Source organism: Actinophytocola oryzae (assembly GCF_004364325.1).
Taxonomy (GTDB): Bacteria; Actinomycetota; Actinomycetes; order Mycobacteriales; family Pseudonocardiaceae; genus Actinophytocola; species Actinophytocola oryzae.
The window spans coordinates 144,917-170,923 of record NZ_SOCP01000018.1 but is presented as its reverse complement, the minus strand read 5'-3'; the positions used below and the strand labels follow the sequence as shown (position 1 = coordinate 170,923).

Here is a 26,007-nt window from a genome sequence, read left to right as displayed (position 1 = left end):
TACTACTGTCCTTCGGTCTCGTCGAGGTGGCGGGCGATCCCGGCCACGGTCGGGGTGCGGAAGAACTCGGCGACGGGCAGGTCGACGCCGGTCTCCGCACGGATGCGCAGCCGCAGCCGGACGAGGAGCATCGAGTGCCCGCCGAGTGAGAACAGGTCGTCGTCGACGCCGACCGACGCGAGGCCGAGCACCTCGGCGAACAGTCCACAGAGGACGACCTGGGTCGGTGTCTCCGGCGGCCTGCCGACCGGTGCCGGCTCCGGCGCGGGCAACGCGGACCGGTCGAGCTTGCCGTTGGGGGTGACGGGGAACGCGGACATGGGGACGATCGCCCCCGGGACCATGTACTCCGGCAGCGAGCGGCCCGCGAACTCCTTCAGCGCCCGGGGGTCCGGGCCGTCGGGCACGGTGTAGGCGACGAGCCGCCGGTCCCCCGGCCGGTCCTCGCGGACGACGACCAGCACGTCGGCCACGTCCGGGTGCCGCGCGAGCACGGCCTCGATCTCCCCCGGCTCGATGCGGAACCCGCGGAGCTTGACCTGGTCGTCGGTGCGGCCCAGGTACTCGAGCTGCCCGTCCCGCCACCGCACGAGGTCGCCGGTGCGGTACATGCGGGTGCCCGCCGGGCCGAACGGGTCGGCGACGAACCGCTCCGCCGTGCGTGCGCCCTGCCCCAGATACCCACGGGCAAGCCCGTTCCCGGCGAGGTACAGCTCGCCCGGCACGCCTTCCGGGACCGGCGAGAGTCCCGTGTCGAGCACGTAGGCGCCGCTGCCGTACACGGGCCGCCCGACCACCGGCCGCTCGGCGTCGGCGAACCGGCCGACCAGTGCGTCCACAGTGGACTCAGTGGGGCCGTACAGGTTGTAGGCGGCCGTGTCCGGCAGGTCGCGCAGCTGTTCCCACAGCTGTTGCGGCACGGCCTCCCCGCCGACGCCGACCACCCGCAGCGCACACTCGCCGTCGGAGATCACGCCCGCTGCCGCGACCTGCGCGAAGTGCGACGGCGTCAGCTCGATGAAGTCGATCCCCCGCTCCCTGACGACCTCGGCGAGCCTGACGGGGTCGCGGCGGGTGTCGTCGTCGACGACGTGCACGGAATGCCCGTCCAGCAACCAGAGCTGCGGCTGCCACGACGCGTCGAAGGAGAACGACCACGCGTGCCCGACCCGCATCTTCCGACCACCAGCCGCCTCGACGGCCGGCCGGTACAGGTCCTCCCGGTGGCTGCGGAACAGGTTGGCGAGCCCGGAGTGCGGGACGACAACACCCTTGGGTCGCCCGGTCGAGCCGGACGTGTAGATCACGTACGCCGGGTTCCCCGGCAGAGGCGGCACGACCGGCGCCTCGGGCAGGCCGGGGTCGTCCAGGTGGAGTCGGGGCGGCCCGGCCGGGAGCGCGATCCCGGGCTCGGTGACCACGAGCACGGCACCCGCGTCGGCGAGGACGTCGGCTATCCGGTCGGCGGGCTGGTCGGGATCGACGGGCAGGTAGGCGGCACCAGCCTCCAGCACGGCGAGGATCGCCTCGAACACCCTGGCAGAGCGGGGAAGCGCCAGTGCCACGACCTTCTCCGGGCCCGCGCCCGCGGCGGTGAGCACGCGCGCCAGGCGCCCGACCCGTGTCGCCAGCTCGACGAACGTGAGGTCGAGGTGGTCGTCGCTCAACGCCGTCGCGGTCGGCGTGGCCGCGACCTGGGCGGCGAACAGCTCCGGCACCGTGTGCCGGTCGCCGTCGATCGCGGGCCTGGCGCCCCACTCGACGAGGAGCCGGTGGCGTTCCTCGGTGCCCAGCACGTCGAGGCGGCCGATCGGCTGGTCCGGGTCGGCGACCGCGGCGGCCATCAGCCGGACGAGGCGCCCCGCCAGTGTGTGCACGGTGGACTCGTCGAACAGGTCGGCGCCGTACTCGATCGAGCCCTCGATGCCCGCCGGGGTCCCGTCGGAGTCGTGGCGCTCCACCAGGTCGAACGACAGGTCGAACTTCGCCTGCCGCAGTCCGGCGTCCGTGTACTCGGCGTCGAGGCCCAGCAACCGTTCCGGCGCGGTCGACGCGTGGTAGAAGGCCAGCATCACCTGGAACAGCGGGTGCCGGGCCAGCGACCGCGCCGGGTTGACCAGCTCGACGAGCCGCTCGAACGGCAGGTCCTGGTTGGCGTACGCGGCCAGGTCGGTCTCCCTGACCCGGGCCACCAGCTCGCGGAAGGTCGGGTCGCCGCTCGTGTCCGTGCGCAGCACCAGGTTGTTCACGAAGAACCCGGCCAGGTCGTCGAGCGCGTGGTCGGTGCGGCCGGCGATCGGGCTGCCCAGCGGGATGTCCGTGCCCGCGCCGAGCCTGGTCAGTAGTGCCGCCAACGCGGCCTGCAACACCATGAACAGGCTGGCGTCGCTGCCGTGCGCCAGTTCCCGCAGCCCCCGGTGCACGTCGACCGGCACGGCGACCGGGACGGCGCCGCCCCGGTTCGTCGACCGCGGCGGTCGCGACCGGTCGGTGGGCAGGGTCAGCTCGTCGGGCAGCTCGGCGAGCGTCTTCCGCCAGTACGCGGCCTGCCTGCCGAGCACACTGGCCTCGTCGTCCTCGTCGCCGAGCAGGTTCCGTTGCCACAGGGTGTAGTCCGCGTACTGGACGTCGAGCGGGGTCCACTGTGGAGCGTCGCCGGACAGCCTGGCCGCGTACGCCGTGTCGAGGTCGCGCTTGAGCGGCGGCAGCGACCAGCCGTCACCGGCGATGTGGTGCACCAGCAGGAGGAACACGTGCGTGTCCTCGCCGATGCGCAGGAGTGCGGCGCGGACGGGGATCTCCGTGTCGATGGCGAAACAGTGACCCGCGTGTGCCGCGAGCCGCTCCGCGAGGTCCTCCGGCGTCACGGTCTCCTCCGCCAGCGGTGGTTCCGCCGACTCGACCACGACCTGTCGCGGGAGGCCGTCGGTGTCGACGACGAGCGTCCGCAGCACCTCGTGCCGGTCGACCACGTCCGCCAGCGCGGCCCGCAACGCCTCGACGGAGACGGGGCCGGACAGCCGCCACGCCCACGGGATGTTGTAGGTCGTGTTCGGCCCGGAGAGCCGGTCGAGGAACCAGAGCCGTTGCTGCGCGGAGGAAAGCGGGACCTCCGCTGGTCGGGCCTGTGGCCGCAGCGCTGGTCGCGCGTCGCGGTCGGGGTCGAGCAGGCCCGCGAGCCGCGCCGGTGTCGGCGCGTCGAACACGGCGCGGATCGGCACCTCGACGCCCAGCACGCCCCGGATGCGGCTCACCAGCCGGGTCGCGAGCAGTGAATGCCCGCCCAGCGCGAAGAACCCGCTGTCCGGGCCGACGCGCGGCAGGTCGAGCACCTCGGCGAACAACTCGCACAGCGCCCGCTCGGTCGGCGTTCTCGGCTCGCGGTCGTCGATCGCGACGTCCGGTTCGGGCAGCGCGCGGCGGTCGAGCTTGCCGCTGGTGTTCAACGGGAGTGCGTCGAGCACCACGAGGTGGGTGGGCACGAGGTGGTCCGGCAGCCGCCCGGCCAGGAACTCCCGCAGCCGGGCCGGGTTCGCGGTGCCTGCCGCGTAGCCGACCAGCCTGCCGTCGCGGGCGGTCACCGCGGCGGCGGACACGTCCGGGTGCGCGGTGAGCGCTGCCTCGACCTCGCCCGGCTCGATGCGCATGCCGCGGATCTTGACCTGCTGGTCGGCACGCCCGAGGAACTCCAAGGCCCCGTCCGGCCTGCGGCGCACGAGGTCGCCGGTGCGGTACATGCGTGTGCCGGGCGGCCCGAACGGGTCGGCGACGAAACGTTCCGCGGTGCGGGCGGTCTGGCCGAGGTAGCCACGCGCGAGGCCGTCGCCCGCGAGGTACAGCTCGCCCCGCACCCCGGGCGGCACCGGCTGGAGGCCTGCGTCGAGGACGTGGGCCCTGGTGTTGGTGATCGGCTTGCCGATGGGCACGTCACCGTGGTGCCACTGGTGTTCGAGGCTGTCACCGGCGACTTCCGAGCAGCCGTAGAGGTTCACGAGCCGCGCGTGCGGCCAGCGGGTGGCGAGGGCCTCGGCGAGTGCCGCCGGCATGGCCTCACCGCTGGTGATCCACGTGGTCACCGAGTCGAACGTGCCGTCGGCGTCGGTGACCAGGGTGGACAGCAGGCTCGGCACGACCGTGAGCATCGTGGCGCGGTGGCGGTCCACGAGCCTGGCCAGCGCCCGCGGGTCGGCAGCGGTCGCGTCGTCGGCGAGGAGCACGGTGTCGCCCGCGACGAGGCCGCCGAGCAGTTCGGTCGAGCCGTCGATGAACGTGAGCGCGCTCTTGGCGACCCGGATGCCGCCGCCGAGAGCCCGCCCCCAGTCCAGGCGGGTGACGAGTGCTCTCTGGGTGCCCGCGACCGCCTTGGGGCGGCCGGTCGAGCCGGACGTGAAGATCACGTACGCGGTGTTGTCCGGTGTCGCCTGGGGCAGGTCCGCGTCGCCGGTCTCGTGTGGACTGACGACGCGCTCCCACCCCGTGCTGTCGCTGATGACCAGGTGCGGGTCGGCGTCGGCGAGCATCAGCTCGATGCGCTCGGCGGGGTGGTTGAGGTCGAGCGGCAGGTAGGCGGCACCGGCCTTGAGTACCGCGAGCAGTGCGGTCACCAGCTCGACTGACCTCGGGAGTGCCAGCGCCACCACGGTCTCGGGCCCGGCTCCCCTGGCGACGAGTGCACGCGCGAGCCCGTCGGCCGCCGCGTCCAGCTCCGCGTAGGCGACGGTCCGGTCGCCGAACAGGAGCGCGACGGCATCGGGCGTGCGTTTCGCCTGCGCGGCAAGCAGCTCGGCCACGTTCCGTGCGGGCGGTGCGGTGTCGACCCACTCGGCGGCAAGGAGATCCCGCTCGTTCGCGGTGAGCAGGTCGATGGCGCCGAGCGTCCGGTCCGGGTCGGCGACGACGGTCCGCAGCAGGCGTTCCAGCCGCGCCACCAGTGAGTCCACTGTGGACCTGTCGAAGATGTCGGTGTTGTACTCGGCCGCGCCTCGGATGCCGTCGCCGTGCTCGCCGACGAAGAACGTGAGGTCGGCGCGGGCGGTGCCGGTGCGCACGGGCTCCTCGGTGACCGTCAGTCCCGGCAGGCGCAGGTCGGCGACCGCGTTGTTCTGCCACGCCAACATGGTCTGGAACAGCGGGTGGTAGGCCAGCGAGCGGACCGGGTTGAGCGCCTCGACGAGCCGCTCGAACGGCACGTCCTGGTGGGCGTAGGCGTCGAGGCTGCGTTCCCTCGCCCGCGCGACGAGGTCGCGGAAGCTCGGGTCGCCCGCCGTGTCCACCCGCAGCACCAACGTGTTCACGAAGAACCCGACGAGGTCGTCGAGTGCCTGGTCGGTCCGGCCCGCGATCGACGTGCCGACGGGGATGTCGGTGCCGCCGCCGAGCCGGGACAGCAGCGCCGTGAGCGCGGCGTGGACGACCATGAACACGGTCGCCCCGCACGCGCGGGCCAGCTCGGTGAGGCCATCGCGCAGGTCCGCGTCCCACGCGAAACGCAGCATCTCGCCCTCGTAGGAGGCCTTCGCCGGGTGCGGGCGGTCGGCGGGCAGCTCGATCCGGTCCGGCAGGCCGGCGAGCGTGGTCCGCCAGTAGTCCAGCTGGCCGTCGACGTCCAGTTCTCGTTGCCACAGCGTGTAGTCCGCGTACTGGACGGGCAGGGGCGCCCAGCCGGGCGCGGTGCCCGCCGTGCGTGCGGCGTAGGCGGCGGCGAGGTCACGCCACAGCGGCGCGGTCGACCAGCCGTCCGACGCGATGTGGTGGAACACGAGGACGAGCACGTGTTCCCTCGGCGTGAGGCGCAGCAGCTCGGCGTGCAGGGGCACCTGGGTCTCCAGGTCGAACACCGTCCGCGCGGCCGAGGAGATGGCGGCGGCGAGGTCGTCCTCGGTGACGTCCCTGCGAGTGAGCGTCACCGAAGGCTCGTCGAGCACCCGCTGGTAGGGCGTGCCGTCGTGCTCCGGGAAGACCGTGCGCAGGGCCTCGTGCCTGGCCAGGACGTCGGCGAGGGCCTGTTCGAGTGCCCGCACGTCGAGCGGCCCGGCCATGCGCAGAGCGCTCGGCATGTTGTAGGTCGGCGACGGGCCTTCCAGGCGGTGGAGGAACCAGAGTCGTTGCTGGGCGAAGGAGAGCGGCACGCGGACGGGCCGTTCGACGGTCGTCAGCGGGTGCCGCGCGGTATCCCCTGTGGACAGTGCGGCGGCCAGCCCGGCGACCGTCGGGGTCTCGAAGACGGCCCGGACGACCAGCTCGACGCCGAACACCCCGCGTACCCTGGCGATCAGGCGGGTGGCGAGCAGGGAATGGCCACCCAGCGCGAAGAAGTCGTCGTCGACGCCGACCCCGGCCACGGCGAGCACCTCGGCGAAGAGCCCGCAGAGCACCTCCTCGACCGGTGTGCGGGGTGCCCGGCCCGCTGCGTCGGCATGGCGTTCCGGCGCGGGCAACGTCAAGCGGTCGACTTTCCCGGACGGCAGCAGCGGCAACCGGTCCAGCAGCACGAACGCGGACGGCACCATGTAGGCGGGCAGCCGGTCCCGCACGTGCGCCCGCAACGCGGCGGCGAGCGACCCGCTCTCACGCCTGCCCGCGGGGTTGTTGCCGAGGCTGGACAGGGCCGCGTCCCTGGTGCGTGGCCGGTAGACGTGCGTGGGCTCCTCCGTGGCGAAGACCGCGTCGAGGGCGTTCTCGCGGGCCGCCAACGTGACGGCCAGGTGGTACCCGGCCCGCTCGGCGAGGTCGTGCAGCGCCTCGGGTTCGACGCCATCGAAGTCGGGGACGTCGCCCTCGAGGCGGCCATTGGGGATGCCCGTGACACGCAGCCTCTCGGGCCGTTCCGCCAACAACGCCTCGATGCCCGTGAGGTCCTCGAACGTGGCCGTCCGTTCCGCCGGACGCCGGGTCGGCGCCGTCCTGCGGATCACCGCGTCGTAGCGGTAGCGGGTCAGCTCGTTGTGGGCCCTGCCGCGCTTGACGAGCAGGTCCGCGCTCCCGCCGAGTTCGTCGGCGAGGACGGGGAAGAAGTCCGGGTCGAGGAGCAGCTCGGTCTCCTGGGCGCGACCGGTGGCCGCGGTGAACGTCGCCAGCAGGCGTGCGTCGCGGATGTCGCCGAGGAAGATCACACCGCCGGGGGCCAGCAGCGCGTAGGCGCGGCGGATGACGTCCGCCAGGTAGGCCACGCTGGGGAAGTACTGGGCGACGGAGTTGATGACGACCGTGTCGTAGTGGCCGTCCGGCACGTCGCCGAGGTCGTGGGCCGGTCGGGCCTCGAGGTGGACGCGTGGGTCGTCGCCGATCGCGTGGCGCAGGTTCGCGACCGCCTTCGCCGACAGGTCGACGCCGCGGTACTCGTCCGCGACCGGCGCGATCCTGGACAGGATCAGGCCGCTGCCCACACCGATCTCGAAGACCCGCCTCGGCGACAGCGCCGTGATCCGGTCGATCGTGGCCCTGTGCCACTCCCGCATCTCGTCGAGCGGGATGGGGGTGCCGTCGTAGCTGGAGTTCCAGCCCGCGAAGTTCTCCTCCATGCCGCCGTCGGCCGCACCGGTGAAGACGTCCTCGTGCAGCTCCTGCCACTCCGCGACGTGCGCCTCCTCGGCCGCCGCGTCCCGGCCGCCGGTCGGGACCGCGTAGGCGACCAGCTCCCCGTCGCGGGCGACCACCACCGGCTGGCCGACCGCCGGGTGGGTCGCGAGCACCGACTCGATCTCGCCGAGCTCGATGCGGTAGCCGCGGATCTTCACCTGGTCGTCCGCACGCCCCAGGAACACCAGACGGCCGTCAGGGAGCCAGCGGACGAGGTCACCGGTCCGGTAGAGCCGCCCACCGGTCCCGTACGGGTCGGCCACGAAGCGTTCCGACGTGAGCGCGGGCCTGCCGAGGTAGCCGCGCGCGAGGCCCGAGCCGCCGAGGTACAGCTCCCCCACCACACCGGGCGGGACCGGGCGCAGGCCGCTGTCGAGCACGTACGCGCGGGTGTCCGGGTCCGGGATGCCGATCGGGACGATCGGTGCGCCCGGCTCGCACAGGCCCAGCGTCGAGTTGACCGTGGCCTCGGTGGGACCGTAGGCGTTGAACATCCGCCGGTTCGGCGCCCAGCGGGCCACCAGCTCGGGTGACACCCGCTCGGTACCCGCCAACAACACCGAGTCATGCGGCAGATCGAGGTCCGCGGGCAGCTCCGCCAGCAGCGCGGGCGGCAGGATCATGAAGGTCGCGCCGTGCTGCTGTGCGTACGACGTGAGCGCCGGGCCTGCCACGCGGCGTTCGGCAGGCACCACGACCAGCCGTCCGCCGGACAGCAGGCCGAGGCACAGGTCCCAGAACGCCACGTCGAAACTCGGCGACGCGAACTGCAGCACCCGACTGTGCGGGCCGACCCCGAAGCGGCGGACCTGGGTCGCGACCAGCTTCGCCACACCGGCGTGCGACACCACGACGCCCTTGGGGCGGCCGGACGAGCCGGACGTGTAGATCACGTACGCCGCGTTGGCCGGGTGGAGCGGCACGTCCGGCGCGGTCGACGACCTGCCCTCCGCCTCGTCGACGTACACGACCGGGGCGCCGCCGATGGTCTGGTCACGGGTCGTCACCAGGCACACCGGTGCCGCGTCGGCCAGCATGAACGCCACGCGGTCCGCCGGGTAGTCCACGTCGACCGGCAGGTAGGCGGCGCCCGACTTCAGCACGGCCAGCTCCGCGACGATCATGTCCGGCGAGCGCGGCACGGCCAGCGCGACGACCCGCTCCGGGCCCGCGCCACGCGTGACCAGCAGGTCCGCCAGGCGGTTCGCGCGCTCGTCCAGCTCGGCGTAGGTCAGCTCGGTCTGTTCGAAGACCACGGCCACGGCGTCCGGCCTGGCGCGCACCTGCTCCGCGAACAGCGACACGAACGTCGACGTGCCCATGGCCTCGTCGACGCCTGCCCACTCGCCGAGGACCTGGTCGCGTTCGCCTGCCGCCAGCAGGTCCAGCGCGCCGACCGGGCGGTCCGGGGCGCTCAGCGCGGCCCGCAGCAGCCGTTCGAGCCGCGCCAGGATCGAGTCCACCGTGGACCGGTCGAGCACGTCGGTGTTGAACTCCATGACGCCGTCGATGCCTGCGTCCCGTTCGGTCAGCGAGATCGACAGGTCGAACTTCGAGGTACCCGTCGTGACCGGGATCTCGGTGACCGTCAGTCCCGGCAGCGTCACGTCCGCCCGGCTGTTGTTCTGGCCGGCGATCATCACCTGGAACAGCGGGTGGTAGGACAGCGACCGCGACGGGTTCAGCACCTCGACGAGCCGCTCGAACGGCACGTCCTGGTGTGCGTGGGCCTCCAGGTCGTGCTCGCGGACCCGGCGGACCAGCTCGCGGAACGTCGGCTCGCCCGCGGTGTCCACCCGCAGTACCAACGTGTTCACGAAGAACCCGACGAGGTCGTCCAGCGCCGCGTCGGTGCGACCGGCGATCGGGGAGCCGATCGGCACGTCCGTGCCCGCGCCGAGCCTGGTCAGCAGCGCCGCCAGTCCCGCGTGCACCACCATGAACACCGTGGCACCGCAGGCCCTGGCCAGCTCGGACAGGCCCGCACGCAGGTCCGCCTCCCACGCGAACGTGAACAGCTCGCCCCGGAAGGCCGCCGTGGCCGGGTGCGGACGGTCGAGCGGCAGCTCGATCCGCTCCGGCAGTCCGGCCAGCGCCTCACGCCAGTAGTCGAGCTGGGCGGCGGCCTCGCTGCCGGGGTCGGTCTCGTCGCCGAGTACCTCCCGTTGCCACAGCGTGTAGTCCGCGTACTGCACCGGCAGCGGTGTCCACTGTGGCGTGTCGCCGCGCAGCCGGGCCGCGTACGCCGTCGCGATGTCCTGCCACAGTGGGGCCATCGACCAGCCGTCGGAGGCGATGTGGTGGAACACCAGCGCGAGCACGTGGTCGTCCGGGCCGAGCCGGAGCAGCTCGACGCGTGTCGGCACGCGGTTCTCCAGGTCGAACGGACGACGCACGAGACCGGTCAGCACGGCACCGAGTTCGTCCTCGGTGACGTCCCGCACCAGGAGGTCGACCTCGGCCGCGTCCAGGATGTGTTGGTACGGCACGCCGTCGCGCTGCGGGAACACCGTGCGCAGTGCCTCGTGCCGGTCGGTGACGTCGGCGAGTGCCGCACGCAGTGCGTCGACATCCACCGCGCCCGACAGCCGCATGACCAGCGGGACGTTGTAGGTGGCGGACGGGCCTTCGAGGTGGTGGAGGAACCACAACCGGCGCTGGGCGAAGGAAAGCGGCAGGTACTCGGGCCGCTGGACCGGCACGAGCGGCGGCCGGGCGGCGGCCGTCGACTCGCCCAGCAGTTCGGCCAGGCCGGCGGGAGTGGGAGTCTCGAACACCGACCGCACCGCGAGCTCCGCGTTCAACACCGCGCGGATGCGGGCGATCAGGCGGGTCGCGAGCAGGGAGTGGCCGCCGAGGTCGAAGAAGCTGTCGTCCGGGCCGACCTTCGGGATGCCGAGTACCTCGCCGAACATCCGGCACAGCACGCGTTCCCGCTCGTTCGCCGGTTCACGGTCCGAGGTGGACACCGCCGGGTCGGGTGACGGCAGGGCGCGGCGGTCGAGCTTTCCGTTGGCCGTCACGGGGATCGCGTCGAGCACGACGATCGACGACGGCACCATGTGCTCGGGCAGGCGCCTCGCGGCCAGCTCCCGCACGGCCGCGACGAGTTCGGCCCGCTGCCGGAACCGCAACGGGTCACTGACCTCCGGGCCCTGCGAGGTACCGACGAACGCGCCTGCCGGCACTCCGTCGCCGGTGAAGTACACGACGTCGAGGCTGCCGTCGTCCGACGGCGACCAGGTCGCGACGGTCCGGAACCCGAGTGCGTCGCCGAGGTCGTGCAGTGCCTCGGGGTCCACGCCGTCACCGAGCCTGCCGTTGGGCACCCCGGTGAACCGCACCGCCTTCGGCCGCTGCCGCAGCAGGGACGCCGCCGCGCCGAGGTTCTCCCACGGCAGCCCGGCCACCGAGCCCAGGTCCGCCACCGTGCGGGGTTCCTTGTGCAGCACCACGTCGTAGCGGAACTGGCTCAGCTCGTTGACGTGCTTCGCCCGCTTGACGCGGATGTCGGCGACTCCCAGGCCCGCGAACAGCGACGGCGCGACGAGCAGCTCCTTCTCCCGCGCCAGGCCCTGTTCGACGGTCCGGTCGCCACGCCTGGCGGCCACCTCGGTGTGGAAGGCACGCAGCTGGCGCAGGTCCCGCACGTCGCCGACGAACACCGCGCCGCCGGGCACCACCAGACCGAGCGCGCCACGCAGCACCGAGCGCAGGTACTCCTCGGTCGGGAAGTACTGCACCACCGAGTTGATCACGACGGTGTCGAAGAAACCCCTCGGCAGCCCGGAGAGGTCCGCCGCGTCGCGGTGGCGCAGGGTCACGTCCGGGAACCGCCTGCGCAGCCCGGCGATCACCGAGGCGGAGAAGTCGGTGCCCCAGTACTCGACGCAGTCCGGCGCCAGCCGCGACATGACCAGGCCGGTGCCGACGCCGATCTCCAGGACCCGTCTTGGCGCCAGCTCCCGGATCCGCGTGACGACCGCGTCCCGCCACTCCCGCATCTGCTCCAGCGGGATCGGTTGGCCGTCGTAGCTGGAGTTCCAGCCGGAGAAGTCGTCCTCCGGCGAGGCGGCGTACATCGAGTCGTACAGCTGCTGCCACTCGCCGACGTGCTCGGTCGCGCCGTCCGAGGTGTCGGCGGCCACCACGTAACCGACGAGCCGCGCGTCGCCGGGTCGGTCCTCACGGGCGACGACGACCGCCTGGTCCACCTCGGGGTGCTCGGCGAGCGTCGCGGCGATCTCCCCGGGCTCGACGCGGAACCCGCGGATCTTGACCTGCTCGTCCGCGCGGCCGAGGAACTCCAGCGCCCCGTCGGCACGCCGCTTCGCCAGGTCGCCGGTCCGGTACATCCTGGTCCCGGGCGGACCGTACGGGTCGGCGACGAACCGCTCCGCCGACAGGCCCGGCCGGCCGAGGTAGCCGCGGGCCAGCTGCACGCCTGCCAGGTACAGCTCGCCGGGGGTGCCTGGCGGGACCGGCTGGAGACGGGCGTCCAGCACGCGGGTGCGGGTGTTCCACACCTCGCGGCCGATCGGCACGGTCGCGTCCGACGGATCGCAGCGCCAGTGGGTGACGTCGACGGACGCCTCGGTCGGGCCGTAGAGGTTGTGCAGCTCGGCGCCGAGGACGCGGTGGCACAGCTCGACAGCGTCGACCGGCAGGGCCTCGCCACTGCAGACGACCCTGCGCAGTGAGGTGCAGTCGGCCGCTGCCGGTTCCCGCAGGAAGACCTGGAGCATCGACGGTACGAAGTGGACAGTGGTGATCTCGCGCGCGCGGATCAGCGAGGCGAGGTAGGCCGGGTCCCGGTGGCCGTCGGGGCGGGCGACGACCTCGGTGGCGCCCACGGCGAGCGGCCAGAGGAACTCCCACACCGACACGTCGAAGCTCGACGGCGTCTTCTGCAGCACCCGGTCATCCGGTGTGAGGCCGTACTCGTGCTGCATCCACAGCAGGCGGTTGACGATGCCCCGGTGCGGCACGACGACACCCTTGGGCCTGCCCGTCGAGCCGGACGTGTAGATCACGTAGGCGGGGTGGTCCGGGTGCACGTCGACGTCGAGCGGGCTGTCGTCCTCGGGCAGGGAATCCACTGTGGACAGGACGATCGCCGGGGACGCGTCGGCGAGCATGAAGTCGATGCGGTCGGCCGGGTAGTCCGGGTCAACGGGCAGGTAGGCCGCGCCGGTCCTGAGCACGGCCAGGATGGCGACGACCAGCTCCACCGAACGCGGCAACACCAGTGCCACCACGCGTTCCGGGCCCGCACCCCGGCCCGCCAGCTGCCGGGCGAGGCGGTTCGACAGCGCGTCCAGTTCGGCGTAGGTCAGCTCGACGTCCTCGAACAACAGCGCCGGGTGGTCGGGTGTGGCGGCGACCTGCGCGGCGAACAACGCGGGCACGGTCGTCTCCGGCACCGGTGTGTCGACCCAGTCCTGCCGCCGCTCGTCGGTCGTGAGCAGGTCGATCGCGCCGAAGGGTGCGTCGGGGTCGGCGACCACCGCACGCAGCAGGCGTTCCAGGCGCTCCAGTATCGCGTCCACAGTGGACCTGTCGAACACCTCCGTGTTGTACTCGGCGAGCCCCTGGACACCGTCCGGCTTCTCGGTGAGGGAGAACCACAGGTCGAACTTGGCGGTGCCGGTGCCGACCGGCACCTCCTCGACCGTCAGGCCCGGCAGCTCCACGTCCGCGATCGGGGTGTTCTGCCAGGCCAGCATCGTCTGGAACAGCGGGTGGTAGGCCAGCGAGCGGGCCGGGTTCAACGCCTCGACGAGCCGCTCGAAGGGCACGTCCTGGTGTGAGTAGGCGTCGAGGCTCCGCTCACGCACCCGGCCGACCAGCTCGCGGAACGACGGGTCGCCCGCCGTGTCCACCCGCAGTACCAACGTGTTCACGAAGAACCCGACGAGGTTCTCCAGCGCCTGGTCGGTGCGGCCGGCGACCGGCGTGCCGACCGGCACGTCCGTGCCCGCGCCGAGCCTGGTCAGGAGCGCGGCGAGAGCGGCGTGCACGACCATGAACACCGACGCCCCGCACGAGCGGGCCAGCTCCCCGAGCCCGGCGAGCAGCTCGGCGTCCCACCCGAACGTGAAGAAGCCGCCGCGGTAGGACGCGACCGGCGGGTGCGGCCGGTCGGTGGGCAGCTCGGTCCGGTCCGGCAGGCCCGCGAGCGTCGCCCGCCAGTAGTCCAGCTGGGACTCCAGGCCCGGCAGTTCCCGCTGCCACAGCGTGTAGTCCGCGTACTGGACCGGCAGCGGCGCCCAGCCGGGAGCCCGGCCTGCCACCCGTGCGGCGTAGGCGGTGCCGAGATCGCGCCACAGCGGCGCCATGGACCAGCCGTCGGCGGCGATGTGGTGGAACACGAGGACGAGCACGTGCCGGTCGTCCCCGGTAGCGAGCAGCTCGGCACGGACCGGGATGCCGTTCTCCAGGTCGAAGACCCGCCGGACGGTCTCCGCCACCGCGGCGTCCACATCGGACACGTTGCTGGTGACCAGGTCGACGGTGGCGGACGGCAGGACATGCTGGTACGGCACGCCGTCCGCGGCGGGGAAGACCGTGCGGAGGGCCTCGTGCCGGTCGACCACGTCGTTCAGCGCGGCCCGCAGCGCGGCGACGTCCACCTCGCCGGTCAGCCTCAGCACCAGCGGGACGTTGTAGGTGGCCGAGCCGCCCTCGAGCCGGTGCAGGAACCAGAGCCGTTGCTGGGCGAAGGACAGCGGCACGCGCTCCGGCCGGTCCGCGGCGACCAGCTCGGGCCGTTCCCGCGCGGCGACGCTGCCGGCGAGCAGCTCGGCGAGACCCGCCGGGGTGGCGGTGTCGAACACCGCGCGGATCGACAGCTCCGCGCCGAGTGCCTTGCGCACCCACAGGAGCAGGCGGGTGGCGAGCAGGGAGTGGCCGCCGAGGTCGAAGAAGTCGTCGTCCGCGCCCACCGACGGCAGCCCGAGCACCTCGGCGAACATCTCGCACAGCATCTGCTCGACGGGGGTGCGTGGCGCGCGGCCCGCGGACGCGCTCCTCGGCTCCGGGTCGGGCAGCGCACGGCGGTCGACCTTGCCGGACGCCAGCACCGGCAGCCGGTCGAGCACGACGAACTCGGCCGGGACCATGTACTCGGGCAGCCGCTCGCGGGCGTAGGACCGCAGTGTCGCGGTGAGGGTCGCCGACTCCCTGCGCCGGGACGGGTTGGTGGCGTAGGCGGCCAGTGGCTTCGCGAGCGGACCCGGCCGGTACACGTGTTCTGGCGTCGTGCGTGCGAAGACCGCGTCGAGACAGCGGTCCTGTGTGGACCACGTCACCGCGACCCGGTAGCCCGCCCGCTCGGCGAGTGCGGACAACGCGTCCGGTTCGACGCCGGTGAAGCCGGGGATGTCCGCCGCTAGACGGCCGTTGGGAATGCCGGTGACCCGCAGGCGTTCCGGGCCCGCCGCCAGTGCCCGCTCGACGGCGGCCAGGTCCTCGAACGCGACGACGTCCTCTTCGGCGGCCGTGGTCATGGGCGCCTTGCGCAGTACCACGTCGTAGCGGTACCGGGTCAGCTCGTTGTGTGCGGCCCCGGGTTTCACCCAGAGGTCGGCGTGGCCGCCCAGTTCCTGTGCCAGCGCGGGGAAGAAGTCGGGGTCGAGCAGCAGCTCGCCCTCCTGTGCGCGGCCGGTGGCCGCGGCGAAGACCGGCAGCAGGCGCGCGTTGCGGATGTCGCCGAGGAAGATCGCGCCGCCGGGCGCCAGCAGCTCGAACGCCTCGCGCACCACGGAGACGAGGTAGTCGACGCTCGGGAAGTACTGCGCCACCGAGTTGATGACGACCGTGTCGAAGAAGCCGTCCGGCACGTAGCCGAGATCGTGCGCGGGCCGGGACTCCAGGTGGATGCGCGGGTCCTGGCCGACCTCGCGCAGCAGGTTCGTGATGGCCTGCTCGGACAGGTCGACGCCCCAGTACGCCTCGACCCTCGGCGCCACCCGCGACAGGATCAGGCCGCTGCCGACACCGATCTCGAACACCCGCTCCGGGGCGAGCGCCATGATCCGGTCGACGGTCGCCGTGTGCCACTCGCGCATCTCGTCGAGCGGGAGGGGGCTGCCGTCGTAGCTGGAGTTCCAGCCCGCGAAGTTCTCCTCGAGGCCACCGGAGGCCGCGTCGGCGAAGACGTCCTCGTGCAGCTCACGCCACTCGCCGACGTGCGCGTCCTCCGCGGCCTCGTCGCGACCGGCCACCGCCGTCGCGTACGCGACGAGCCTGCCGTCACGAGCCACGACCACCGACTGCGCGACCGACGGGTGCTCGGTCAGCACGGCCTCGATCTCGCCGAGCTCGATGCGGTAGCCGCGGATCTTGACCTGGTCGTCCGCACGCCCCAGGAACACCAGACGGCCGTCCGGGAGCCAGCGGACCAGGTCACCCGTCCGGTAGAGCCGCCCGCCGGTCCCGAACGGGTCGGCCACGAACCGCTCGGCCGTGAGCGCCGGTCGCCCGAGGTAACCACGAGCGAGGCCGTCGCCTGCCAGGTACAGCTCCCCCACCACACCGGGCGGGACCGGACGCAGGCCGGCGTCCAGCACGTACGCGCGGGTGCCGGGGTCCGGGATGCCGATCGGCACAACGGTTCCACCCGGCGTGCACGCCCCGAGCGTCGAGTTGACCGTGGCCTCGGTCGGGCCGTAGGCGTTGAACATCCGCCGGTTCGGCGCCCACCTGGCCACCAGCTCGGGTGACACCCGCTCGGTACCGGCCAACAACACCGAGTCATGCGGCAGATCGAGGTCCGCGGGCAGCTCCGCCAGCAGCGCGGGCGGCAGGATCATGAAGTTCACGCCGTGTTCGGCCGCGTACGACGTCAGCTCGGGGCCGGGCACCCGACGCTCGGCGGGCACCACGACCAGCCGCCCACCGGAGAGCAGCCCGAGGCACAGGTCCCAGAACGCCACGTCGAAACTCGGCGACGCGAACTGCAGCACCCGACTGTGCGGCCCGACCCCGAACCGCTCCACCTGCGTCGCGACCAGCTTCGCCACACCGGCGTGCGACACCACGACACCCTTGGGCCTGCCCGTCGAACCGGACGTGTAGATCACGTACGCGGCACCCAGCGGGCTGATCGCGACCGCGGGGTCCTCGGCGGGGGCCGCCGCGAGCGCGTCGTCGTCGAGCGAGGTCACCACGCACACCGGCGACGCGTCGGCGAGCATGAACGCGCGGCGCTCGGCCGGCAGGTCCGGGTCGAGTGGCAGGTACGCGGCACCCGACTTCAGCACCGCCAGCTCCGCGACGACCATGTCCGGCGACCGGGGCACCGACAGCGCCACCACCCGCTCCGGGCCGGCCCCCTGCGCGATCAGGAGGTGCGCAAGGCGGTTCGCACGCTCGTCCAGCTCGGCGTAGGTCAGGTGGGTCCGCTCGAAGACCACCGCCACATCGTCGGGACGCGTGGCGACCTGTTCGGCGAACAGGTCCGGGAGGGTGCGCAGCGGGGTGGTGAGTCCAGTGTCGTTCCAGTCGACCACAAGCCTGCGTTGCTCCTCGGCGTCGGTCAGGGCGAGCCTGCTGACCGGGCGGGTGGGGTTCTCGCGGGCGTCGGCGAGGAGCACGTCGAGGTGGTCGAGCACCTGTTCCGCGGTGTCCGCGTCGAGCCTGCCCGCCGGGTAGGACATGGCGAGCCGGGTGCCCTCGACGGTCAGCGCGAAGTCGGCGTGGTCTGCGGGCCTGCTGGTGATGTCGGCGAACGCGGGGTCCCCGGCGAGGTCGACGTGCCTGGTCAGCGTGCCCGTGCGGATGGTGAGCGCGGTGTCGCCGGTGTAGCGGGACAGGAGCGCGGCGACGGCGGTGAGCAGGAACCCCGCCTCCCACGACTCCGCCAGCTCCCGCGCAGTCTCTTCCACCGCTTCGCGACCAGACACGGGCGCCCCGCCTCCCCGACTAGAACCGATGACTTAGGGGAGCCTAACAACAATTAGGTTAGGGAGCCCTAATGCTAGGTTTCACACCGTGGGAACTGAAGGTGGCAACGCGCCGGGAGGCACTCGTGCCCTGCGGGCAGCGGGCCTGCTCGTGGCCGTGGTCGTGCTCGGCGTGCTGTGCCTGCTGAGCATCTGGCTGGGCTCGAAGGAGATCCCCGTCACGGACGTGTGGCACATCCTGTGGCGCGACGACGGGTCGGCGGACGCCGTGGTGATCCACAGCGTCCGGATCCCACGCACACTGCTGGCGGTGGCGGTCGGCGCCGCGATGGGCCTGGCCGGGGCGCTGATGCAGGCGCTGACCCGCAACCCGCTCGCCGAGCCGGGCCTGCTCGGCGTCAACGCGGGGGCGTCGTTCGCGATCGTGTTCGCGATCGCCGTGCTCGGGGTCACCTCGCTGTACAGCTACATCTGGTTCGCGTTCGCGGGTGCGCTCGCGGCGAGCGTGCTCGTGTACCTGCTCGGCAACCGGGGCCGCACGGAGGCGTCGCCGGTGCGGCTCGCACTGGCCGGGGTCGCCGTGACGGCGCTGCTGACGTCGTTCACGAGCGCGCTGGTGCTGACCGACCCCGTCGCGCTGAACCGCTACCGGTTCTGGTCGGCGGGCTCGCTCGCGGGGCCGGTGTCCGGGTCGCTGGTGCGGGTACTGCCGTTCCTGGCGGTCGGCGTGGTGCTGGCACTGGCGAGCGCGCCCGCGCTGAACAGCATGGCGCTCGGCGACGACACGGCGAAGTCACTCGGCCGCCGCCTCGGCCTGGTGCGTGCGCAGGGCGTGGTGGCGGTGACGCTGCTGACCGGCGGGGCGGTCGCGGTGGCGGGCCCGATCATGTTCCTGGGCCTGGTGATCCCGCACGTCGCGCGTTTCGTGACCGGCCCCGACCACCGGTGGCTGCTGCCGTACTCGATGGTGCTGGCGCCGTGCCTGCTGTTGGTGGCGGACATCGTCGGCCGGGTGGTGACCCGCCCGGCCGAGACCCAGGTCGGGATCGTGGTGGCGCTGCTGGGGGCGCCCTTCTTCATCGCGCTGGTCCGCCGGCGCCGACGCCTCGCGGAGCTGTAGATGGTGCAACTGACCCGTGAGCACGGCCGCACGACGTTCCGCGCGGGCGGGGCGTCCGGGGTGGTCCGGCCGAGGATGCTCGCCGTCGGGCTGGTCCTCCTGGTCGTCGTGCTGGTGCCGTTCTGCTACGGCATGACCATTGGCAGCTTCCCGATCAGCTTCGGCGGCGTCGTGCGGGCGTTGTTCGGCGCGGGCGAGCCTGGCGCGGTGTACATCGTGCAGGAGCTGCGCCTGCCGCGGGCGCTGGCGGGGCTGCTCGCGGGCCTCGCGTTCGGCATGGCAGGGGCGATCTTCCAGACGGTCACGCGCAACCCCCTCGCCAGCCCGGACATCGTGGGCGTCAACGCGGGCGCGGCGGCGCTGGTGGTCGCGGGCATCACGTTCGACTTCGGCTCCGGCACGTGGCTGGGCGTCGCGGGCGGGATCGGCGCGGGGCTCGTGGTGTACGTGCTGTCGTGGCGGCGTGGCACGACCGGCTACCGGTTCATCCTCGTCGGTGTCGGCGTCGCGGCGATGTGCACGAGCATCACGGACTTCCTGATGACGAAGGCACAGGTCTTCGAGGCCCAGCGGGCGATGGGCTGGCTGGTGGGCAGCCTCAACGACCGCGAGTGGTCGCAGGTCCAGCCGCTGATGGTGGCGCTGGTCGTGTGCACGCCCGTCGCGGTGGTCCTCGGACCGTGGCTGCGCCAGCTGCAGCTGGGCGACGAGGTGGCGGTCGGCCTCGGCACGCCGGTCCGGTTCGCGCACCTGACGCTGCTGGTGACGGGCGTCTGCCTGGCCACGTTCGCCACCGCCGCGGCCGGGCCCGTCCTGTTCGTGGCGCTGGTGTCGCCCCAGATCGCCCAGCGGCTGACCGGGATGGCGTGGCCGCCCATGATCGTCTCCGGTCTGACCGGCTCGGCCGTGATCCTGACGGCGGACGTCCTCACCAGGCACATCCTGCCCTCGGCCCAGCTCCCGGTCGGCGTGGTCACGGGCGCGCTGGGCGCCCCGGTCCTGCTGTGGCTACTGACGCGACGGTGACCGCCACAGGTCCACCAGCAACGCGACCGCGGCGTGGGTGGCCGGGTGGGGGTCGTGGCGGCGCCAGATGAAGCTCACCTCAACCGGCGGGGCGTCCCGCAGCGGGCGGTAGACGATGCCGTCCCGCCGGTACTGCGTCGTCGTCGACCGAGGGGTCACGCCGACGCACCGGCCGGTGGCGATGGCGGCCAGCCAGTCGTCGATGTCCTGTGTGTACTCCAGCTTCGCGCCGGGCACCATGGTCGCCGTGGTGGTCCCGGTCCTGGGGTCCACCACCAGCGTGCGACCGTCCAGTTCGGACAGTGCGACCGAGCGTCGGCGTGCCCACGGGTCGTCCGACGCCATCGCGACGTAACGCTTTTCCTCACCCACCACCGCGTGGGCGTAGCGGGTCGCGTCGACGGGGGTGCGGATCAGCGCCAGGTCGCACAGGCCCTCGGCCAGCCCGCCCGTCGCCGTGTTGTGGCGGATCAGCGTCAGCTCGATGTCGGGGTACCGAGCCGCCCACCGGCGTTGGTACTCCGCCGTGTGGCGGCCCATCGCCGACCACGCGTGCCCGATCCGCAGTCTCGTGTGACCGGTCGTCGCCTCGCGGACCAGCTCGTCCACCTCCGCCAGGACCACCCTGGCCCGCGCGAGCACCTGCACCCCCGCCGTCGTGGGCGTCACCGCGCGGGACGTGCGGTGCAGCAGCCGCACCGACAGCGACTCCTCGAGTGACAGCAGCGCCCTGGACACCGCCGCCTGGGACACGCCCAGCTCGATCGCCGCGTCGGTGAAGCTGCCCGTGTCGACGATGGCGACCAACGTGCGCAGGTGCCGGAGTTCCATAACCCCAGCGTATAGATCCCGTGTCGGATGCATTTTGCGCATGCGCCCGTGGCGAGGAGTCTCGGTGGCATGAAGCTCCGTGGCTCGGCACTCATGCTCGGCAGTGGGCTGTCCAACCAGGTCGGCGCCGCCGTCGCCGCGCTCGCGTTTCCGGTGCTGGGACCGGTCGGGGTCGTCGCCGTGCGGCAGTGGACGGCCGCGGCCGTGCTGGTCACCGCCGGACGGCCGAGGATCCGCGCCTTCACGGCCGGTCAGTGGCGGCCGGTGCTCGGGCTCGCCGCCGTGTTCGCGGTCATGAACCTGTCGCTCTACACGGCCATCGCGCGGATCGGCCTCGGGCTCGCCGTCACGCTCGAGTTCCTCGGGCCGCTGACGATCGCGCTGCTCGGTTCCCGGCGCAGGGCCGACCTCGCGTGCGCGGTCGCCGTCGGGGCGGCCGTCGTCGTGCTCACCCGCCCCCGGCCCAGCACCGACTACCTCGGCATCGGGCTCGCGCTCCTCGCCGCCGTCTGCTGGGGGTGCTACATCCTGCTGAACCGGACCGTCGGCGAGCGGCTGCCCGGCGCGCAGGGTTCCGCCGCGGCCGCTGCCGTGTCGGGACTGCTCTACCTGCCCGTCGGTGTGGTCGTGCTGTGGCAGCACCCGCCGAGCGCGGGCGTCCTGGGGTGCGCGCTGGCCGCGGGCGTGCTCTCCTCCGCCGTGCCGTTCCTCGCCGACCTGTTGGCGCTGCGCAGTGTGCCCGCGCGGTTCTTCGGGATCTTCATGAGCGTCAACCCCGTGCTGGCGGCGCTCGTCGGGCTGGTCGTGCTGGGCCAGCACCTGGACGTGCCGGCCTGGCTCGCGATCGCCGTCGTCGTGTGCGTCAACGTCGTGGCATCAGCGCCGGGTCGTGCGAGCACGTGATCGTCAGGTCGGGCTCCGCCCTGCGGTACAGCTCCGCCAGCCTGGCGTGGTTGTCGCGCACGCGTGGCAGGTCGAACGCCACCAACCGTTCGTGGGCCTTCGTCACCGCGGGGACCGGGGTGGCGCCGTCGATGACGCCCCGGTGGAAGAACGCGTCGCCCGCGTGCAGGATCCAGCCGTCGCCGGAATCCACGGCGACCGCGGCGTGACCCCTTGTGTGGCCGGGCAACGCGAGCATGAGGATCCCGGGCAGGACCTCGCTCGCGGCGGCGAACCCGCGCCACGGCTCGCCGTCCGGCGAGTGCTCGACCAGCTTCGGGCCGTGGGCCCACTGCACCGCCCGGTAGCGGAACTTCTCCTGGCGTGACGGGGAATGCACGGCGCCGCGTGCCTCCGCGGCGGTCACGTGCACGGACGCGTCCGGGAAGTCCGCGAGGCCGCCGATGTGGTCGAGGTCGAAGTGCGTGATCACGATGTGGCGCACGTCCGACCGCTCGTAGCCGAGCTCGGTCAGCTGCCGGACAGCGGTTTCCGCCGGGTCGAGCGCCGGGTGGACCAGGAACCGCACAACCCCGACGCGCCGACGCGGGTCGGCGATGTCGGCCGTGCCGAAGCCGGTGTCGACGAGCACCAGCCCGTCGCCGGTCTCGACGGCCAGTACGTGGCACACCAACGGTGGGCCGCCAGGAACCTTCATACTGCCGCAGTTCAGGTGGTGGACAACCACGGTCATCGCCTCCCCAGTTTCACGAAGAACGTACCGGAACGTCCCCGACAGTCACGTCCAGTCACTGTTATCGCGCGACCGTTGGTATTTCTGGGCTAGCAGTGCCCCTCTGCTGGGGGCTTGTCGTGACAGGGGTCGATCCAGAAAGCTTCCCACGAGCCCTCTGGGGATTGGGGATGACGCATGTCCAGACGTTTGCGCGCGGGATTGACGACAGGCCTCCTGGTCACCGGACTGGCACTGATGGGGGCCCCGTCGGCGTCCGCGACGGTGCAGCAGGGCATCGGGTACGCGACGACGCCCGCCCAGCCGTACAAGGGAAACCCGGACAGTGCCGACTGGCTCGGCTCGTACGTGGTCAACGGCAAGCAGGTCTTCTGCGTGCAGTTCGCCTACGTCGCGCCGGACAGCGACGAGCTGTACCAGCCTGGCATGGCGCTGAAGACCAAGTGGGGCACGGACCTTCCCGCCGACGTCGCGGCGAACATCTCCTACCTCCTGCTGCGCTACGGCGACACGAAGAACCCGGACGAGGCCTCGGCACTCGCGCACCTGCTGCACACGTGGACCGCGAGCCCGCAGAACCCGGGGCAGCTGGATCCGGCCAACGACTTCCGCACCATCGCGTACGACGCGCCCGCCCACCTCGCGAAGCTGCCCGCGAACGCGCAGACGGCCGTGCAGACGCTGACCGCGGACGCCACCGCCAACCGGGGCCCGTGGACGGCCACCGTGGTCGCGCCGAACGCACAGCAGACCATCGGCGTCGCGGGTGACTGGGGCATCGAGGTCAAGAACGCCTCGGGCAAGGGCATTCCGAACGTGGCGGTGACCGTCGACGCCATCGACGCGACCTTCCCCGGCCCGGACGGCAAGCCCGTCACCACCGGGACCGTGACCACCACCGAGACCACGCCGCTCGTGCTGAAGGTGACCCCGACGGGCAGCTCGCCGAAGCTCGACATCAAGCTCGCGAGCCCAGCGGACGTGCCGGTCGTGCAGGACGCCGTGCAGGTCGACACACAGCGCATCATCAGCACCGGCGGCGAGAAGCAGCTGACGAAGTCCGCGCAGGCGTCCGCGATCCCGCCGCCGACGACGACCACGCCGCCGCAGGTGCCGAGCAAGATCCCGGCGGGCGGTTCACCGGATGCGCCCGTTGCCCAGGCCTCGATGGACAGCTCACTGTCCGGCGGTGCCATCGCGGGCATCCTCGGCGTGCTGGTGCTCGGGGCGCTGTTGATGTGGCAGCTGGTGCTGCGCAAGCGCGAGCGGGTGTGAGCGTGCGCGGCCGTCACGGACAGCCGAGGCGATCGCTGGTGCGGCGGATGGCCGTGCCCGCGACCGTCGGAGCTGTCCTGCTGGCCGCGACGGTCGCGGTGGCGGCCGAGCCGAGCACCATCACGGGCAGCCCGTCGGCGTCCGCCAGGGCGCCGGTGAAACGGGCGCTGGTCAACGCGACCCCGTCACCACTGGCCGCCCCGACGACGCCACCCGCGCCGCCGCCACCCGCCGCGGCCACCCCGAACCCCGAGGCTCCCAGGCCGCAGGCGTCGAACACGGTCCGGCTGGCACGCGGTGGCGAGGCGACTCTGGTGCGGCAGGAGGTCGTGGACGGTGTCCTGCCGGTGCCGGCGGGCGTCACGCAGGCGGCCTGGTGGGGCGCGCCGTTCGACGGTGGGGCTGGCGCGAGCGTGCTGGCCGGCCACGTGAACTGGCATGGCGCGACCGGCCCGTTCGCCGAGCTGTGGCAGGCGAAACTCGGCGACGTGGTCTCGGTCGTCGACGGCGACGGGCGGCCGTTCCGGTACCGCGTCGCACAGCTCGTCACGGTCCACAAGAACGACCTGCCCGGCCGCGCCCAGGAACTCTTCGGCCAGGAAGGCGCCCACCGCCTGGTACTCGTGACCTGCGGCGGCCGCTGGGTCGGCGGCCACGACGGCTACGAGGAGAACCGCATCGTCATCGCCGAGCCGGTGGCCTGACGCCACCCGCGACCCGGCCCGAGTGCACTGAAGGACGCCTTCCTAACGCTGGGCGTTAGGAAGGCGTCCTTCAGTGCGTTGGGCCCGTCAGGCGCAGATGCTCTGGCTGCTGTTCACCAGGGTGTTGTTGCGGAACACGGTGTTGGTGCCGCACGGGTCCTCGCGGATGGTCGAGTTCGTGACCGTCAGGTTCTGCACGTAGATGTCGGAGTTGTTGGGGAACTCCGTGCGTGCGGCCAGCCGGATCTCGCCGCCGCCGGACACGGTCCCGCTCTGGCTCGCGATCGTGACGTTGTAGCAGTTCTCCACAAGGATCGCGTTGTTGCCGGTGTTCGCGATGTCCACGCGGTCGATCGACAGGCCGCCGCTCTCCGACACGCAGAACACGCCGCGCCCGCCGCCGCGTGCCCGCACGAGGCCCACGCGCACGTTCGTCGGGTAGCTGTTGCCGATGCGGCCGTTGCGGTTGGCGACGCGGAACGCCGCGTAACCCGTGCCCGCGCCCGCGTTCTCGGCGTCGACCGTGCCGACCGTCGCGTTGATGGTGTCGTTCAGCAGCAGGCCGGAGTCGTGGACGTTGCGGGCGGTGACCGTGTTGATGGTCAGGCCGTCGACACCGTAGGTCTCGACGCCGTGGGTGCCCGTGCCCGACACGTACACGGTGTCGATGCGGATGTTGCGGCTGCGCACGCTCGTGTCGCCCCGGTTGTCGATCCGCACGCCGAGGCCGCCGGACAGGCGCATGTCGATCGTGCCGAGCACGACGTCGGTGACATTGCGCATGAAGATGCCGTAGAGCGGGGCGCCGGTCAGGTAGAGGTGCTGCACCTCGATCTGTGTGGTGCCACGGGAGTACACGGGTGCCTGGTCGCCGGTACCCGAGCCGGTCACGTTGATCGTGCCGCACGAGTCGAGCACGGTGTAGCTGGGCAGTGAGATCCGCGCGCCGGCACTGATGGTGCCGCCCTGCCAGACCACGACACGTTCCTTGGACGTGCGGCCCGCGGTGAGGCTGTTCACCGCCGCCTGCACGGCCGAGCGCATGTCGGTTCCGGTGTAGACGGTCGTGCTGCCGTGCCTGGCCGTCCAGGTGCTGCCGTTCAGGTACGCCTCGGCGTTGAAGGAGCCGCTGCCACACGCCGCCGCTGCCGCCTGTTGGGCCGGCAGCACGAGACTCGCGACCAGGGCCATACCCATGACCGCCGCGGCCCTCGTCACGCGGCGCAGTGAGATTCGGGGCACCGTTGCCACCCTCTCCACAGGAAAGCGTTTGCCTGAGCCAGGGTAAAGGGTTGGGTGACCGAACGTCAACGCCGGGTAATTTGTGCACGCTCCCAGATCGAGTTCATGGGAGCGTGCACAAATGTACTCGCCTGGTCAGACCGCTGCCCAGAAGGCGTAGTCGGCCATGTAGGGCACGGACGCGGTCGCACCCTCGACGCAGGTGCCGGTGGGCGCGACGCCGCCCCTGGTGTCGAGACGCTGGATGAACGTGACACCCGCCAGCAGGCCGGGCCCCCGGTTGCCTGTCGACTTCAGCAGCAGCTGCGGGATCGCGTTCGGCACGGGAGAGCTTCCCTGCGCCGCAGCGGTCACCGAGCTGCCGTCGGCCACGTCCGTCCACACCGGCCCCTTCGAGTGCAGCACCTCGGCGCGACCCCGGTACCGCAGGATGGCGTCCGGCTGCACGAACGTCCACGCGCCCGCGGTGCACTGGTAGGTCTGCACCCCCGTCGCGGGCATGAGGGCGATTCTCTTGTTACCGGCAGGCACCTTGATGACCTCCGGCACCGCCCGGTGCGTGGCCGCCCCCGCCGTGCCGGCCGCTCCCCCGAGTCCGACCGTCATCAACGCGGCCAACGCCAGACCTACCACAACTCGACTCATGTGTACGCACTCCCGGTTCACTCCCCTGGTGGCCGGCCTTTACCG

Annotated in this window: 10 protein-coding genes; 5 read left to right on the top strand and 5 right to left on the bottom strand. The window is 72.3% G+C overall.

Annotated elements, in window-relative coordinates:
• Positions 1–2: 2 nt before the first annotated feature.
• On the bottom strand, positions 3–17,465 hold the full coding sequence (locus tag CLV71_RS36295; protein WP_243867084.1) for a non-ribosomal peptide synthetase: 17,463 nt from the start codon (positions 17,463–17,465) through the stop codon (positions 3–5).
• A 106-nt stretch (positions 17,466–17,571) separates the two neighbouring features.
• On the opposite strand from CLV71_RS36295, the gene CLV71_RS36290 reads away from it, so the two are divergent.
• Both CLV71_RS36290 and CLV71_RS36285 read left to right on the top strand, forming a co-directional pair.
• Positions 17,572–18,603 carry a FecCD family ABC transporter permease gene (locus CLV71_RS36290; protein WP_208297927.1) on the top strand — a complete coding sequence of 344 codons (1,032 nt, stop codon included), beginning with the start codon at positions 17,572–17,574 and terminating at the stop codon, positions 18,601–18,603.
• Complete coding sequence (locus CLV71_RS36285) at positions 18,604–19,629, top strand: FecCD family ABC transporter permease (protein WP_133907419.1); 1,026 nt, start codon at positions 18,604–18,606, stop codon at positions 19,627–19,629.
• Here CLV71_RS36285 and CLV71_RS36280 read toward each other — a convergent pair.
• A complete protein-coding gene (locus CLV71_RS36280; protein WP_208297926.1) occupies positions 19,612–20,460 on the bottom strand; it encodes a LysR family transcriptional regulator in 849 nt (282 codons plus the stop codon). The two genes, CLV71_RS36285 and CLV71_RS36280, sit on opposite strands and share 18 nt — an antisense overlap.
• A gap of 69 nt (positions 20,461–20,529) precedes the next feature.
• On the opposite strand from CLV71_RS36280, the gene CLV71_RS36275 reads away from it, so the two are divergent.
• A complete protein-coding gene (locus CLV71_RS36275; protein WP_243867082.1) occupies positions 20,530–21,363 on the top strand; it encodes an EamA family transporter in 834 nt (277 codons plus the stop codon).
• On the opposite strand, the gene CLV71_RS36270 is transcribed toward CLV71_RS36275, so the two are convergent.
• On the bottom strand, positions 21,323–22,096 hold the full coding sequence (locus CLV71_RS36270; RefSeq protein WP_243867080.1) for an MBL fold metallo-hydrolase: 774 nt from the start codon (positions 22,094–22,096) through the stop codon (positions 21,323–21,325). The two genes, CLV71_RS36275 and CLV71_RS36270, sit on opposite strands and share 41 nt — an antisense overlap.
• Before the next feature lie 177 nt (positions 22,097–22,273).
• On the opposite strand from CLV71_RS36270, the gene CLV71_RS36265 reads away from it, so the two are divergent.
• Positions 22,274–23,371: a hypothetical protein gene (locus CLV71_RS36265; RefSeq protein ID WP_133907418.1), complete on the top strand. Its 1,098-nt coding sequence runs from the start codon at positions 22,274–22,276 to the stop codon at positions 23,369–23,371.
• Positions 23,372–23,373: 2 nt separating this feature from the next.
• Positions 23,374–24,075: a class F sortase gene (locus CLV71_RS36260; RefSeq protein WP_243867078.1), complete on the top strand. Its 702-nt coding sequence runs from the start codon at positions 23,374–23,376 to the stop codon at positions 24,073–24,075.
• 87 nt (positions 24,076–24,162) lie between these two features.
• Here CLV71_RS36260 and CLV71_RS36255 read toward each other — a convergent pair whose 3' ends face one another.
• Together CLV71_RS36255 and CLV71_RS36250 are read right to left on the bottom strand one after the other, a co-directional pair.
• Positions 24,163–25,317 carry a hypothetical protein gene (locus CLV71_RS36255; protein WP_243867076.1) on the bottom strand — a complete coding sequence of 385 codons (1,155 nt, stop codon included), beginning with the start codon at positions 25,315–25,317 and terminating at the stop codon, positions 24,163–24,165.
• 135 nt (positions 25,318–25,452) lie between these two features.
• A complete protein-coding gene (locus CLV71_RS36250) occupies positions 25,453–25,962 on the bottom strand; it encodes a DUF3455 domain-containing protein (RefSeq protein WP_133907417.1) in 510 nt (169 codons plus the stop codon).
• Positions 25,963–26,007: the final 45 nt, after the last annotated feature.